The following is a 13,836-nucleotide window of genomic DNA, read 5'->3' as shown; positions in this document are numbered from 1 at the left end:
CCCGTAAAGCTCCAAAAGGCCGCGTCGGAGGTGGCCGATTCCTGCTAATAGTCTCGCCCGCGCTGCAATGCGTCGTCAATGTCGCGAGAGGGGCCGATGAGGTGGGAGGCTGGAACAATGACCCGTTCCGGGCTCGTTAGGGCTGCTTCCTTCCGGACCTGACCCGGTTGGCGAGTGGATCGTCCACCACCAACCTCCCGCGTTCCATATCGGCAATTCAGCGATGAAATGCAAGGGTGCATTGAGAATCGGGCGCCCTCAAGCTCCTCCGCTCAATGAATCACTTGCAGCCCCCGTGCAGCCGCTCTAGCGTTCTGGGTTTGGGAAATAATGCGAGAAACGCAAGGGAAACGCCAATGCTGCCGGGCCTCAAGGCCGGATTCACGCTCGACTCCAGGCTGGAGGCGGACAGCGAGCAGTTGATGTGGCTCGGCCTGTGCGAACTCAGGGTGATGAACGACCGCCGATGGCCATGGCTGGTCCTTGTACCGCAGCGGCCCGGCATCGAGGAAATCCACGACATGACGCCGCTCGACCAGGCGATGCTGACCTTCGAGACCAATATGGTGGCGCAGGCGCTGAAAAGAACCACCGGCTGCACCAAGATCAATACCGGCGCGCTCGGCAACATCGTGCGGCAACTGCATGTCCATGTCATTGCCCGCTCGGAAGGCGATCCGGGCTGGCCTGGCCCGGTATGGGGGCACGGCATGCGCGAGCCCTATCAACGTTCCGACATCCGCCGGTTTGCGCAACAGATAAAGGCGGCGCTATAAACTGCGCCCGTGTCCATCCTGAACGTTCGAGCTTCCATGACCTTTCGCCTGTTTGACGCGCCCTTGCGCGAGCCGAGCCACTTCGTCGGTTTCGCCGGCAACACGATCGACCGGCAATCCGAGAACCGCGCTGACGATTCCGTCGAAAGGGCGCTCGCCGATCCCAAAGCACGGCTTTTGCCAATGCATGGTGGTCGGCTGTATTTGAAACTCAGCGGCGGTATCTTCGACCCCTGGTTCGATGTTGCCGGCAGCGAGCTACTCCAACCGTCCTTCGCGCATGGCGTGCTGCTCGGCTTTGCCGAGAGCGGCCCGGTGCTCGCCGTGCCGGTCGGCCTCGATCCTGAACAGCTGCCGGAGACCATCAAGGCCATCGACTATCGCTCGGTCTACATGCAGGGGCTGATCGACGAGGCTTCCGCCGGCGCGCTGGCACAAGGCGCGGCGCTGCTTGCCTGGCATGTCAGCCATCGTTTCTGCAGCAAATGCGGCCATGAATCAGAAATGCGTGCCGGCGGCTACAAGCGACACTGCCCCAACTGCGGCACCGAGCATTTTCCGCGCACCGATCCGGTGGCGATCATGCTGACGGCGACACGGGAGAAATGCCTGCTCGGCCGTGGCCGGCATTTCGGCCCCGGCATGTACTCAGCCCTTGCCGGCTTCATTGAGCCCGGCGAGACGATCGAGGCGGCGGTGCGCCGCGAGACCCTCGAGGAAGCCGGCATCAGGCTCGGCCGCGTCGTCTACCATGCCAGCCAGCCCTGGCCATTCCCCTATTCGCTGATGATCGGCTGTTTCGGCGAACCGCTCAACGAGGACATCCAGGCCGACCTCAACGAGCTGGAGGACTGCCGCTGGTTTTTCCGCGACGAGGTGCGCTCTATGCTGGAGAGGACGCACAAGGACAATCTCGTGACGCCGCCGAAAGGCGCCATCGCGCATCATTTGATCCGCGCCTGGGTCGACAGCGAGTAAATAGGGATAACGGGAGCAAAAAATGATCCGTCACACCGTGGTTTTCACCCTGAAGCACCCGCAGTACTCGCTGGAGGAAAAACGGTTCCTCTCCGACGCCAAGCGCATTCTCAGCGCGATCAAGGGCGTTGCCCATTTCGAGCCGCTGCGGCAGGTCAGTCCCAAGAACGACTATCACTTCGGCTTCTCGATGGAGTTCGCGGATCAGGCGGCCTATACCAGATACAATGAGCATCCCGACCACGTCGCCTTCGTGCGCGACCGCTGGGTGCCGGAAGTCGCGACCTTCATGGAAATCGACTACGTGCCGCTGGCACTTTTGGTCTAGTCCGCGACCTTCCACTGCTCGCGCGACTCGCTAGCGGGATAGACACCCAGGATGCGCACTTCACGTGAGAAGAAGCGCAGTTCGTCGAGCGCCAGCTTGACCAGCGGATCGTCGGGATGGCCCTCGATGTCGGCATAAAACAGCGTCGCGGTGAAAGCGCCTAGCTGATAGCTCTCCAGCTTGGTCATGTTGATGCCGTTGGTGGCGAAACCGCCCATCGCCTTGTAGAGCGCGGCCGGCACGTTGCGGACGCGGAAGATGAAGGTCGTCATCATTTTGGTGTCGGCCGAGGGCCGCTCGGCCCACTGCTTGTTCTTGGTCAGCACGACAAAACGGGTGACATTCGAGTCGGTGTCCTCGACATTCTTCTCGATGATGTCGAGGCCGTAGAGCTCGGCGGCAAGTGCGGGCGCGAGCGAGGCCATGGTGCGGTCCTTGAGCTCGGAAACCAGCTTGGCCGAACCCGCCGTGTCGCCCGCGACCACCGGCTTCCAGCCGTTCTTGCGTATGTATTTGCGGCACTGCCCCAGCGCATGGATGTGGCTGTGGACGGTCTTGATCTCTTCGCGCTTGACGCCCGGCAGCACCATCAGCTGGAAATGGATCGGCAGGAAATATTCGCCGACGATGTGCAGTTTCGATTCCGGCAACAGATGGTGGATATCGGCGACGCGGCCGGCGATAGTGTTTTCGATCGGGATCATGGCGAGGTCGGCCTTGTTGGTCTCGACCGCGTTGAACGCATCCTCGAAGGTCGGGCACGGCAACGGCACCATCGACGGGAACATGTTGCGGCTGGCGGTGTCGGAATTGGCGCCCGGCTCGCCCTGGAAGGATATTCTGTTGGTCTTTTCAGGCATGCCGATGTCTCAGGTTGAAAGGATGGTTCTGGCGCGTTCGAGGTCTTCCGGCGTGTCGACGCCAAGCGGCAGCGATTGCACGATCTCGGCGTCGATGCGCATGCCGGCCTCCAGCGCCCGCAGCTGCTCCAGCCGCTCGCGCCGTTCCAGCGGCGACGGTTTCAGCGCCACGAAGCGTTCGAGTGCTGCGCGCCGATAAGCGTAAAGGCCGACATGATGATAGAGCGGCCCCTCGCCCCAGGGCGCGGTGGCGCGAGTAAAATAGAGCGCCTTGAGCCGCGTCGGCGAGAGCGGCGAACCGACGATCTTGACGACATTGGGGTTGGTCTTTTCCTCGTCGCGGACAATCTCGACGCCAAGCGTGGCGATGTCGACCGCGGGGTCTTCGAACGGCCGCAGCGCCGCCCCTATAATCTCCGGGTCAATGGTCGGCAGGTCGCCCTGGACGTTGACGATGGTTTCGACCTTGTGGCCGGGGTCGAGCGCGGTCAGCGCCTCGAAAATGCGGTCGGAGCCTGATTCATGGTCCATGCGAGTCATCACCGCCTCGAAACCGTGCGCGCGCACCGCTTCAGCCACGCTTTGCGTGTCGGTTGCCACCACCACCCGGCCAAGCCCGGCCTCGGCGGCGCGACGGGCGACATGCACGATCATCGGCGCGCCTTCTATATCGGCCAGCGGCTTGCCCGGCAGGCGCGTCGAGGCCATGCGGGCCGGGATCAGGATGAGCGTCGACATCAGGGTTGCTGGCGTCCGGAAAGGCAATGGGAAAAGTGGCAAAAGGTCTCACTGGAAGCGCCCTTATAGGTGTTGCAACGCTGGAGCAAAAGACCTAGTTTCCGCCCGATTTGACCGGCTCGACGGGGCGGGTCACGATACCGACGGACGGAGTGGACGATCGGTCCGCCGGAAAAGGGAGCAAGGGGCGCATGGATTCCAACGAAGTCAACAAGCTGCTCGCCGGATTGCTCGGAACTTGTTTCGTCGTTTTCTCGGTCGGCCTGGTGTCTGACGCGCTGTTTGCCTCGCCGGCGCCGGAAAAGCCCGGCTACGCCATCGAGGCGACCGAGCCTGCCGAAGGCGGCGGCGCCGGCCCTGCCGTTGAGGCCAAGCCGATCGCCGATCTTCTGGCCAGCGCCAATGTCGAGCAGGGCGCCGCCGTGTTCAAGAAATGCCAGGCCTGCCATTCCGGCGAAAAGGGCGGCCCGAACAAGGTCGGCCCGGACCTCTGGGACATCGTCGACCGCCCCGTCGCCGAGCATGAAGGCTTCGCCTATTCGGCCGGCATGAAGGATTTTTCCAAGGGCGGCACCGAGAAGTGGACCTATGACAACATCAACCACTTCATCACCTCGCCGAAGAAATTCGTGAAGGGCACGGCGATGGGCTTTGCCGGCCTGCCGAAGGACGAGGACCGCGCCAACGTCATCGCCTATCTGCGCACGCTTTCGGACAGCCCGAAGCCGCTGCCGACCCCAGGTGCCGCCGCTGATGCAACGGCGCCGGCCAAGCCCGCCGAGGGCGCCGCTCCGGCGAAGCCGGCTGAAGGTGCCGCTCCCGCAGCACCGGCTCCGGCGCCTGCCAAATAACCGAATTGTCATCTCGATGACCTCAGAAAAGCCGGGTTTAGCCCGGCTTTTTTGTTAGGAAAATCGCATATGCGGCGACAAAGCCGGCGCATGGCGGTTTTCTCCGGCGTCAAATCATCTAGGATTGTCGGGGCATCGCGAAGAGGAGAACGCATGACGGTTGGCCGAGCGCTTCTGAGGTCCTTTCTGGTTGTGGCCGCTCTCGCAGGTGGCCTGAAGGCGACCTTGGCGGATGAATGGCACACCACCTCCTCGCTGATCGGTCCCTCCAAATATGGCGAGAATTTCCAACGCTACGATTATGTGAACCCGGACGCGCCGAAGGGCGGAACCTACAATTCGGTGGTTTCCGGCACATTTGACAGCTTCAATCCCTACATCGTGCAGGGCTCGCCGGCGGCCGGCCTGCAGCCATTTGGCGGCGGCCTGCTCTACGACACGCTGATGGATCAGGCGACTGACGAAGGCAGCGTCAGCCACCCGCTCATCGCCGATGCCTACAAATACCCGACCGACTATTCCTCGGCCACCTACCGACTCGACCCACGCGCGAAATGGCATGACGGGCAGCCGATAACCACCGAGGACGTGATCTGGTCGTTCCAGGTGCTGAAGGCCAACAGCCCGATGTACAGCCGCTATTTCGAAAACGTCACCGACGCCGTCGCGGTCTCGGACAGTGAGGTCGAATTTCATTTCGACCAGAAGGGCAATCGCGAATTGCCCAAGATCCTCGGCGACCTCGTCGTGCTGCCCAAGCATTGGTGGGAAGGCACCGACGCCAACGGCAAGAAGCGCGACATCACCAAGGGGACGCTGGAGCCGCCGCTGGGCTCGGCTGCCTACAAGATCGCCAGTTTCAAAGCCGGCTCGGAGATCGTCTGGCAGCGCGTGCCCGATTATTGGGGCGCCAAGCTGGCGGTGAAAATCGGCCGCGAGAATTTCGACACCCAGCATTTCACCTACATTCTTGACGACAACGCCTCCTGGGAGGCGTTCAAGAAGGGGGGGCTTGACGACATCAAGCCGGAAAACAGCTCGAAGCGCTGGGCGACGTTTTACGATTTCGCGGCGATCAAGGCCGGCGACGTGATCAAGCAGGAATTCAAGACCACCTCGCCCGAGCCGATGCAGGCTTTCATGCTCAACCAGAGACATCCGCTCTTTGCCGATCGTCTGGTCAGGGCCGCGCTCACCTACCCCTTCGATTTCGAATCGATGAACCGCACGCTGTTCTTCGGTTTCAACAGCCGGACCCACAGCTATTTCCAAGGCACGGAACTGGCCTCGAGCGGCCTGCCGCAAGGCAAGGAACTGGAAATCCTGGAGAAGTACCGCGACAAGCTGCCGCCCGAACTGTTCACCCAGGAATTCAAGCTGCCGGTCTACGATTCGCCGCAGGCCGAGCGCAAGTATCTGAAGCAGGCGGTCGACCTGTTCGCCCAGGCTGGCTGGGTGATCAAGGGCGGCAAGATGGTCAACGCCAAGACCGGCGAGCCATTCAAGTTTGAAATCCTCGGCTCGGGTGAAACCGACCAGGTCATCTCCAGCCCCTGGATCGCCAATCTGCGCAAGATCGGCGTCGATGCGACATTGCGCATCGTCGACCCGAGCCAGTACACGAACCGCGTCAGAAATTTCGATTATGACGTGATCACAGGGCAGCTTCAGCAGTCGGAATCGCCCGGCAACGAGCAGCGCGATTTCTGGAGTTCGAAAGCAGCCGACACACCGGCATCGCGCAACTATTCCGGCATCAAGAACCCGGTCGTCGATGACCTTGTCGACCGCATCATTTTTGCCACGGACCGCGATGACCTCGTCGCCACCACGCATGCGCTCGATCGCGTGTTGCTGTGGAATTACTATGTCGTGCCGCAATACTACCGCGCCGTGGTATGGCTCGCTTACTGGAACAAGTTCGGCATCCCGGAAAAGCAGCCCGGCTACCGTGGCGCTGACATCGATTCCTGGTGGATCGATGCGGACAAGGAAAAGGCGCTGGTCGCAAAGTACAAGGGCGGCAATTGATGGCGGTGCTTCCTCGCCGCGACTTTCTGGCCCTCGGTGGCGCCGCGGCCGCTGCTGCGCTGCTTCCGGGCAAGGCTTTCGCTGCCAGCCCGACCGGGGTGAAACTGCACGGGCTGTCGGCCTTCGGCGACCTCAAGTACAAACCGGACTTCACCCACTTCGACTATGTCAATGTCGATGCGCCGCAAGGTGGCACCTTCAATTTCCTGCCACGCACCTGGGGCTGGAACCAGACGCCGCTGACCTTCAACACGCTGAATTGTTTCGTGCCCAAGGGCGATTCGCCGCAGCGCATGGAGATGTGTTTCGACGCGCTGATGGTGAGGGCATATGATGAGCCTGACGCCGTCTACGGGCTGATCGCCGACGGGGTGACGATCTCCGACGACCGCAACGGTTTCACCTTCTCGCTGCGCCCGCAAGCCCGTTTCCATGACGGCACGCCGCTTACCGCTGAAGACGCCGCCTTCACCTTCAAGCTACTCAAGGACAAGGGGCATCCGGACTTTTCGCTGACACTGACGCATCTGGATGACGCGATCGCCGTGGATACCCACACGCTGCAGCTCAAATTCTCCGGCAAGCAGACAAGCCGCACCATCCTCAACGTCGTCGCGTTCCCGATCCTGTCAAAGGCTTTCTATACGGCCAACCCGTTCGATTCCTCGCAGATGAACCCGCCGCTGGGGTCAGGCGCCTATAAGGTCGGCCGCTGGTCGGCGGGAGCGTGGATCGAATATGAGCGCGTGGCTGACTATTGGGGCAACGACCTGCCGGTCAATCGCGGCCAGAACAATTTCGGTCGCATCCGCGTCGAATTCTACCAGGATCGCAATGCCTCCTTCGAAGCGTTCAAGAAGGGAGAAATCCTCTACAAGGAGGAAGCGGTCTCGCGCGTATGGGCGACCGGTTACGACTTCCCGGCGTTTGTCGCCGGCAAGGTGGTGAAGCACGAATTCCCGGCTGAAACCATGCCGTCCATGCAGGCCACTGCCGTCAACCAGCGGCGCGAGCAGTTCCGCGATGCGCGCGTGCGCCAGGCGATCGGCCTTTGCTTCGACTTCGAATGGACGCGGCGCAATTTCTTTTACGGCTCCTATGAGCGCTCGCAATCCTGCTTCGAGCAATCCGATTTTCGTGCCGAAGGCTTGCCGCCGCCGCAAGAGCTGGCTCTTCTCGAACCGCTGCGAGATCAGATCCCCGCTGAGGCTTTTGGCGAAGCCGTGATCCAAGACGTATCGAACGGCTCCGGCCGTGACCGCCGATTGCTTGGCAAGGCGGCCAAGCTTTTAACCGACGCCGGCTGGAAACGCTCCGGCGATTTCGTCGTGAACGACAAGGGCGGGCGGCTATCGGCAGAGTTCCTGGTCGACGACCAGGTTTTCGGACAGGTCTACTCTCCCTGGATCGAAAACATGAAGGCGGTAGGCATCGATGCCTCGATCCGGCTGGTCGATGCGGCGCAGTATCAGCTGCGACAGAATTCGTTCGATTACGACCTCATTTCGGCTGCCTTCATTTTCGGCGCCACGCCAACCCGTGACGATCTGGAACTGTTTTTTCATTCGCGAGCCGCCACCCTGTCGGGCACACGCAATCTGCCGGGAACATCGAGCCCGGCCATCGACGCCCTGGTCGACGCTGCAGGCGCCGCCGAGGACCGCGAAAGCCTGACAATTGCCATGCGCGCGCTCGACCGGGTCTTGCGTGCACGACGCGATTGGATTCCAAGTTGGTTCCTGGCGAATCACCGAAGCGCCTATTGGGACATGTTCGGTTTTCCCGAGCGGAAACCTGATTTCGGCTTTCCGGTCGAAGCGCTGTGGTGGGTCGACAAGGGCAAGGCGGCAAAAATTGGCAAAGCCTGACATGACCATTCGCGCAGGACTGGCGGCCTGATGGGCGCCTACATACTGCGACGCATCCTGCTGATGATCCCGACCCTGTTCGGCATCATGGCGGTCGCTTTCGTCGTCACTCAATTCGCACCGGGCGGACCGGTCGAGCAGGTTATCGCCAGCCTGACCAACCAGGGCGGCAGCGACCGCCTCGGCAGCGGCGGCGGCGATGCAGGAGGTGGCGGCAATTTCGATGTGGCCGGCGATGTCGGCTCGAAATACCGCGGCGCGCAAGGGCTCGATCCAGAATTCATCAAGAAGCTGGAAAAACAGTTCGGCTTCGACAAACCGCCGCTCGAACGCTTCGGCATGATGCTGTGGAACTACGCGCGCTTTGATTTCGGCGACAGCTATTTCCGCGACATCTCGGTGCTCAACCTGATCCTGGAGAAAATGCCGGTATCGATCTCGCTCGGATTGTGGATCACACTTTTGTCCTATCTGATCTCGATACCGCTCGGCATCCGCAAGGCGGTCAAGGACGGCTCCGCCTTCGACGTCTGGACCAGCGGCGTGATCATCATCGGCTATGCCATACCGGCCTTCCTGTTCGGCATATTGCTGATGGTGCTTTTCGCGGGCGGCTCGTTCTGGGACTGGTTCCCGCTGCGCGGCATCGTCTCCGACAATTGGGACCAATTGTCGTGGCCGGACAAGATCGTCGATTATTTCTGGCACATGACCTTGCCTCTGACGGCACTGGTGCTGTCGGCCTTCGCCACGACGACGCTTTTGACCAAGAACTCCTTCCTGGAAGAGATCCGTAAACAGTATGTGGTGACCGCCCGCGCCAAGGGCCTGTCGGAGGGGCGGGTGCTCTACGGACATGTGTTCCGCAACGCCATGCTGATCGTCATTGCCGGCTTTCCCGCTGCCTTCATCTCGGCCTTCTTCACCGGTTCGCTTTTGATCGAGAACATCTTTTCCCTCGACGGTCTCGGGCTGCTCGGCTTCAGGTCCGTGTTGGCGCGCGATTATCCGGTGGTGTTCGCCAACCTCTATATATTTTCGCTGCTTGGCCTGTTCGTGACGCTGCTGTCCGACCTGATCTACACATGGGTCGATCCGCGTATCGATTTCGAGCGGAGAGACGTCTGATGACGCAGGCCGCAGCCGAGACGACACCGACAAGGATCGCGCGACCCTGGCTGTCACCGCTCAACCTGCGGCGCTGGCAGAACTTCAAGGCCAACAGGCGCGGCTACTGGTCGCTGTGGATATTCCTCGCTCTGTTCGTGCTGTCGCTGTTTGCCGAACTGATCGCCAACGACAGGCCGATCGTCGCCTACTACAAGGGCGAGATCCTGTTCCCGGTGGCGGTCGCCTATCCGGAAGAAAAATTCGGCGGTTTCTACGCCGTCACCGACTATCGCGACCCGGTCATTCGCGACGAGATCAATGCCAATGGCTGGATGATCTGGCCGCCGATCCGCTATTCCTACCGCACCGTCAACAATGCGATCCCCGACGCCGCTCCGGCAAAACCATCGTGGGAATACGACGCGCAAAAGCGATGCAGCCAGTATCCGCAGGGCGCCGCCGATCCCGACTGCATTGTCGGCAACTGGAACTGGCTGGGTACCGACGACCAGGCGCGCGACGTGCTGGCGCGTATCATCTACGGGTTCAGGATTTCCGTTCTGTTCGGACTGATCCTGACCGCGGGCTCGTCGGTGATCGGCGTCGCGGCCGGCGCGCTGCAAGGCTATTTCGGCGGCTGGACCGACCTTCTGTTTCAACGCTTCATAGAAATCTGGTCAGCGATACCGCTGCTCTATCTGCTGCTCATCGTTGCCGCCATCCTGCCGCCCGGCTTCTTCATCCTGCTTGGGCTGATGCTGCTGTTCTCCTGGACGTCGCTGGTCAGCGTGGTGCGCGCCGAATTCCTGCGCGCCCGCAACTTCGAATATGTCAATGCGGCCCGCGCGCTCGGCGTGTCCAACCGCACCATCATGCTGCGACATCTTCTGCCCAACGCCATGGTGGCGACGCTGACCTTCATGCCTTTCCTGGTCAGCGCCTCAATCTCAACGCTGACCTCGCTCGACTATCTCGGCTTCGGCCTGCCGCCAGGCACCGCTTCGCTCGGCGAACTGCTAAAACAGGCGCAGAGCAACCTCAATGCTCCCTGGCTCGGAATATCCGGCTTTGTCGTCATCTCGCTGATGCTGTCGCTGCTCGTGTTCATCGGTGAAGCCACGCGCGACGCGTTCGATCCGCGCAAGGCGTTCCGATGAGCGAGGTCCTGCTCTCCGTCCGCGACCTCAGCGTCGCCTTCACTCAGGGCGGCAACCAGTCGATCGCCGTCGACCACATCTCCTTCGATCTCGCCAAGGGCGAGACGGTGGCGCTGGTCGGCGAATCCGGCTCGGGCAAATCGGTGTCGGCGCTATCGGTGCTGAAGCTGCTGCCCTACCCCACAGCCAGTCATCCCTCGGGCAAGATCCTGTTCCAGGGCGCCGACCTGCTGGCGATGAACGAAAAGCAGTTGCGCAGCGTGCGCGGCAACAAGATCACCATGATCTTCCAGGAGCCGATGACCTCGCTCAATCCGCTGCACACGATCGAGCAGCAGATCGTCGAGATCCTGGCGCTGCATCAGGGCATGGGCGACCGCCAGGCCAAGGCGCGGACGCTGGCGCTGCTCAACGAGGTCGGCATTCGCGAGCCGGAAAAACGCCTCGACGCCTTTCCGCATCAGCTGTCCGGCGGCCAGCGCCAGCGCGTCATGATCGCCATGGCGCTGGCCAACGAGCCGGAACTGCTGATCGCCGACGAGCCGACGACGGCGCTGGACGTCACCGTACAGGCGCAGATCCTGGAATTGCTGGCGGGGCTGAAGAGCCGCAAGGGCATGTCGATGCTGTTCATCACCCATGATCTCGGCATCGTCCGGAAGATCGCCGACCGGGTCTGCGTGATGACCAAGGGCAAGATCGTCGAGACCGGGCCGACCAAGGAGATCTTCGCCAACCCGCAGCACGCCTATACCAAGCACCTCCTGGCGGCCGAGCCGAAAGGCAAGCCGCCGGCCGCCAACGATGCCGCCAAGCCGGTCATGACTGGCAAGGACATCAAGGTGTGGTTCCCGATCAAGAAGGGGTTCTTCCGAAAGACCGTCGACAACGTGAAGGCGGTGGACGGCATCGATGTTACCGTGCGCGCAGGCCAGACGCTCGGTGTTGTCGGCGAATCCGGCTCCGGCAAGACGACGCTTGGCCTGGCGCTGGCGCGGATGATCTCGTCGACGGGAACCATCCAGTTCAACGGCAGCGACATCAGCCAGTTGTCGTTCAACGCCATGCGGCCGCTGCGGCGCGAACTGCAGATCGTCTTCCAGGATCCGTTCGGCTCGCTCAGCCCGCGCATGTCGGTGTCGGAGATCATCGAGGAAGGGCTGAAAATCCACGAGCCGAAGCAGTCGCCCGACCAGCGCGACGACAAGGTGGTCGCGGTGCTGAAAGAGGTCGGGCTCGACCCAGCCACACGCAACCGCTATCCGCATGAATTCTCCGGCGGTCAGCGCCAGCGTGTCGCCATTGCGCGCGCCATGGTGCTCAATCCGCGCTTCGTCATGCTGGACGAGCCGACCTCGGCGCTCGACATGAGCGTGCAGGCGCAAGTGGTCGACCTGCTGCGCAGTCTGCAGGCCAAGCACGACCTTGCCTATCTGTTCATCAGCCACGATCTGAAGGTCATTCGCGCCCTTGCCAACGACGTCATCGTCATGCGCAATGGCAAGATCGTCGAAGCCGGCCCGTCCGAACAGATTTTCGAGCGGCCGCAGACCGATTATACCAAGGCACTGATCTCGGCCGCGTTCAGGATCGAGACGGCGCCGGTCGGCATCGTCAGCGAATAGATATTTTGTTTTTACGCAATTCCGGACGGAAAACCGCTTTACACTTTTCCTGGAATTGCTTCAGGCTGGACTAACAGGGAAGAAAAATCCGCAAATGGAAAAAGGCAAAATCCTGCTTGCCGTCACCGGCTTTCATCCGCAGCGCTGGCGCGAGCTGCTGTCGGCGGAACGCGAAGTGGTGCTGGAGCCGGACGGCGCCTCGGACCCGTCGATCACCTATGCGGTGGTGTGGAAGCAGAAGCCGAACCTCCTGAAGTCGCTGCCCAATCTGCGTGCGATCTTCTCGATCGGCGCCGGCGTCGATCACATCTTCGCCGATCCCGGCCTGCCCGACGTGCCGATCGTCAAGGTGGTCGCCGACAATCTTACCCAATACATGACCGAATATGTCGTCTGGCGTGTGCTCGACCATCACCGCCAAGGCATGCTCTATCGCGCCCAGCAGCCGAAGAAGACCTGGCACGAGCCGCCGCAGCGGCCGGCCGGCGACATCTCGGTCGGCATCATGGGGCTCGGCAATCTCGGCCGCGCCGCCGCGTCGGTGCTTTTGTCGCTCGGCTTTGCCGTCAACGGCTGGTCGCGCAACGACAAGACCATGAAAGGCGTCTCGACCTATGCCGGCGAAGCCGGGCTGATCCCCTTCCTCAACGCCACCGACATCCTTGTGGTGCTGTTGCCGCTGACGCCCGACACGCAAGGCATCATCAATTACGGCGTGCTGAAGGAACTGCGCAAGCGCAACGGTCTCGGCGGCTCGGTGCTGATCAATGCCGGGCGCGGCCGGCTGCAAAAGGACGCCGATATTTTACGCGCCTTGGATGATGGCACGTTGAAGGAGGCGAGCCTCGACGTGTTCGAGGTCGAGCCGCTGCCGAAAACCAGCCCGCTATGGAGCCATCCGAAAGTGTTCGTGACGCCGCATGCGGCGGCAACCTCGGACCCCGTCCACCTGGCGCCGATCATGCTTCGCCAGATGGATGCCTTCGAGCGCGGCGAACAGCTCGACAATCTCGTGGACCGCAAGGCCGGTTACTGAGAAAGTCCAGGTTCAGCTCGGCAGGGCGAACTTCTTCTGCTTGTTGGGCTTGCCGCAGCCGCGGCGTTCTATCGAGCGGTTCATGGCGTCGATCTTGCCGCTTGCCAGGTCGGTGTCGCGTTTGCCTTTGGAGCGCATATCCGGCGTGAACGGGCCGAAGCCCATCGCCGGATTGGAGAAGCTCGGTTTTGCATCCGTCGATAGATGATATTGCTGCGCCAGCCCATTGCGCTGAGCCAGCAACTGGTCGCAAGGCACGCTGTCATACTGCAGTGACGATTGCACGTCCTGGTCCTGCCGTTCGGACATCGAACTGCCCATGCAGCCGGTCATCGCCAGGCAAGATGCCAAGACCATCATGTTCCAGCGCATCCGTTTCTCCTCAATGCCAAACCGAGCGGACCTTTTCTCGGCAGATATCCTATTTGATGCCGCGCCAGCCGCAAAAATCCTATTCACATTTTCGAACAGGACGAGA

At 61.6% G+C, this 13,836-nt stretch carries 13 protein-coding genes and 1 other RNA gene; 10 read left to right on the top strand and 4 right to left on the bottom strand.

Features of this window, described 5'->3' with window-relative positions:
* Positions 1 to 101: 101 nt before the first annotated feature.
* Positions 102 to 198, bottom strand: an RNA gene (ffs, locus tag FJV77_RS20840) — signal recognition particle sRNA small type.
* A gap of 158 nt (positions 199 to 356) precedes the next feature.
* On the opposite strand from ffs, the gene FJV77_RS20835 reads away from it, so the two are divergent.
* Genes FJV77_RS20835 through FJV77_RS20825 form a run of 3 tightly spaced genes read left to right on the top strand, consistent with a single transcriptional unit; the run spans position 357 to position 2,082 of the window.
* Positions 357 to 776 (top strand): HIT family protein, encoded by a 420-nt coding sequence (locus FJV77_RS20835; RefSeq protein ID WP_142868516.1) that lies wholly within the window; start codon positions 357 to 359, stop codon positions 774 to 776.
* Between the two features lie 36 nt (positions 777 to 812).
* Positions 813 to 1,754: an NAD(+) diphosphatase gene (gene nudC / locus FJV77_RS20830; RefSeq protein WP_142868515.1), complete on the top strand. Its 942-nt coding sequence runs from the start codon at positions 813 to 815 to the stop codon at positions 1,752 to 1,754.
* Positions 1,755 to 1,776: 22 nt separating this feature from the next.
* Positions 1,777 to 2,082, top strand: a complete 306-nt coding sequence (locus tag FJV77_RS20825; protein ID WP_142868514.1) for a Dabb family protein — start codon at positions 1,777 to 1,779, stop codon at positions 2,080 to 2,082.
* Here FJV77_RS20825 and FJV77_RS20820 read toward each other — a convergent pair.
* Together FJV77_RS20820 and FJV77_RS20815 are read right to left on the bottom strand one after the other, a co-directional pair.
* Positions 2,079 to 2,942 (bottom strand): prephenate dehydratase, encoded by an 864-nt coding sequence (locus FJV77_RS20820; protein ID WP_142868513.1) that lies wholly within the window; start codon positions 2,940 to 2,942, stop codon positions 2,079 to 2,081. The two genes, FJV77_RS20825 and FJV77_RS20820, sit on opposite strands and share 4 nt — an antisense overlap.
* 9 nt (positions 2,943 to 2,951) lie before the next feature.
* Positions 2,952 to 3,680, bottom strand: coding sequence for a 3-deoxy-manno-octulosonate cytidylyltransferase (locus FJV77_RS20815; RefSeq protein WP_142868512.1), 729 nt, complete (start codon positions 3,678 to 3,680; stop codon positions 2,952 to 2,954).
* Positions 3,681 to 3,871: 191 nt separating this feature from the next.
* On the opposite strand from FJV77_RS20815, the gene FJV77_RS20810 reads away from it, so the two are divergent.
* The 7 genes from FJV77_RS20810 (at position 3,872) to FJV77_RS20780 (ending at position 13,358) form a co-directional block, all read left to right on the top strand.
* Positions 3,872 to 4,531: a cytochrome c family protein gene (locus tag FJV77_RS20810; RefSeq protein WP_142868511.1), complete on the top strand. Its 660-nt coding sequence runs from the start codon at positions 3,872 to 3,874 to the stop codon at positions 4,529 to 4,531.
* Positions 4,532 to 4,684: 153 nt separating this feature from the next.
* Positions 4,685 to 6,562 (top strand): extracellular solute-binding protein, encoded by a 1,878-nt coding sequence (locus FJV77_RS20805; protein ID WP_142868510.1) that lies wholly within the window; start codon positions 4,685 to 4,687, stop codon positions 6,560 to 6,562.
* Entirely contained in the window at positions 6,562 to 8,430 is a 1,869-nt protein-coding gene (locus FJV77_RS20800; protein ID WP_142868509.1) for an extracellular solute-binding protein, read from the top strand. Before FJV77_RS20805 ends, FJV77_RS20800 begins: the two co-directional genes overlap by 1 nt.
* A 30-nt stretch (positions 8,431 to 8,460) precedes the next feature.
* Positions 8,461 to 9,558 (top strand): microcin C ABC transporter permease YejB, encoded by a 1,098-nt coding sequence (locus FJV77_RS20795; RefSeq protein ID WP_142868508.1) that lies wholly within the window; start codon positions 8,461 to 8,463, stop codon positions 9,556 to 9,558.
* Positions 9,558 to 10,697 carry an ABC transporter permease gene (locus tag FJV77_RS20790; protein WP_112560684.1) on the top strand — a complete coding sequence of 380 codons (1,140 nt, stop codon included), beginning with the start codon at positions 9,558 to 9,560 and terminating at the stop codon, positions 10,695 to 10,697. Before FJV77_RS20795 ends, FJV77_RS20790 begins: the two co-directional genes overlap by 1 nt.
* On the top strand, positions 10,694 to 12,322 hold the full coding sequence (locus FJV77_RS20785; protein WP_142868507.1) for an ABC transporter ATP-binding protein: 1,629 nt from the start codon (positions 10,694 to 10,696) through the stop codon (positions 12,320 to 12,322). Before FJV77_RS20790 ends, FJV77_RS20785 begins: the two co-directional genes overlap by 4 nt.
* Before the next feature lie 94 nt (positions 12,323 to 12,416).
* Positions 12,417 to 13,358 carry a glyoxylate/hydroxypyruvate reductase A gene (locus tag FJV77_RS20780; RefSeq protein ID WP_142868506.1) on the top strand — a complete coding sequence of 314 codons (942 nt, stop codon included), beginning with the start codon at positions 12,417 to 12,419 and terminating at the stop codon, positions 13,356 to 13,358.
* Positions 13,359 to 13,370: 12 nt separating this feature from the next.
* Here the strand turns inward: FJV77_RS20780 and FJV77_RS20775 are convergent, their stop codons facing one another.
* Positions 13,371 to 13,730, bottom strand: coding sequence for a hypothetical protein (locus FJV77_RS20775; RefSeq protein WP_142868505.1), 360 nt, complete (start codon positions 13,728 to 13,730; stop codon positions 13,371 to 13,373).
* Positions 13,731 to 13,836 lie beyond the last annotated feature (106 nt).

This window comes from Mesorhizobium sp. WSM4306 (genome assembly GCF_007003975.1).
Lineage (GTDB): Bacteria > Pseudomonadota > Alphaproteobacteria > Rhizobiales > Rhizobiaceae > Mesorhizobium.
This window is presented reverse-complemented; position numbering and strand designations above follow the sequence as displayed.

Excerpts from the sequence above, each read along its gene's own strand:
- nudC (WP_142868515.1), top strand. The coding sequence starts at position 813 with ATGACCTTTCGCCTGTTTGACGCGCCCTTGCGCGAGCCGAGCCACTTC.
- FJV77_RS20780 (WP_142868506.1), top strand. The coding sequence starts at position 12,417 with ATGGAAAAAGGCAAAATCCTGCTTGCCGTCACCGGCTTTCATCCGCAG.
- FJV77_RS20785 (WP_142868507.1), top strand. The coding sequence starts at position 10,694 with ATGAGCGAGGTCCTGCTCTCCGTCCGCGACCTCAGCGTCGCCTTCACT.
- FJV77_RS20805 (WP_142868510.1), top strand. The coding sequence starts at position 4,685 with ATGACGGTTGGCCGAGCGCTTCTGAGGTCCTTTCTGGTTGTGGCCGCT.
- FJV77_RS20795 (WP_142868508.1), top strand. The coding sequence starts at position 8,461 with ATGGGCGCCTACATACTGCGACGCATCCTGCTGATGATCCCGACCCTG.
- FJV77_RS20810 (WP_142868511.1), top strand. The coding sequence starts at position 3,872 with ATGGATTCCAACGAAGTCAACAAGCTGCTCGCCGGATTGCTCGGAACT.
- FJV77_RS20815 (WP_142868512.1), bottom strand. The coding sequence starts at position 3,680 with ATGTCGACGCTCATCCTGATCCCGGCCCGCATGGCCTCGACGCGCCTG.
- FJV77_RS20820 (WP_142868513.1), bottom strand. The coding sequence starts at position 2,942 with ATGCCTGAAAAGACCAACAGAATATCCTTCCAGGGCGAGCCGGGCGCC.
- FJV77_RS20835 (WP_142868516.1), top strand. The coding sequence starts at position 357 with ATGCTGCCGGGCCTCAAGGCCGGATTCACGCTCGACTCCAGGCTGGAG.
- FJV77_RS20775 (WP_142868505.1), bottom strand. The coding sequence starts at position 13,730 with ATGCGCTGGAACATGATGGTCTTGGCATCTTGCCTGGCGATGACCGGC.
- FJV77_RS20800 (WP_142868509.1), top strand. The coding sequence starts at position 6,562 with ATGGCGGTGCTTCCTCGCCGCGACTTTCTGGCCCTCGGTGGCGCCGCG.
- FJV77_RS20790 (WP_112560684.1), top strand. The coding sequence starts at position 9,558 with ATGACGCAGGCCGCAGCCGAGACGACACCGACAAGGATCGCGCGACCC.
- FJV77_RS20825 (WP_142868514.1), top strand. The coding sequence starts at position 1,777 with ATGATCCGTCACACCGTGGTTTTCACCCTGAAGCACCCGCAGTACTCG.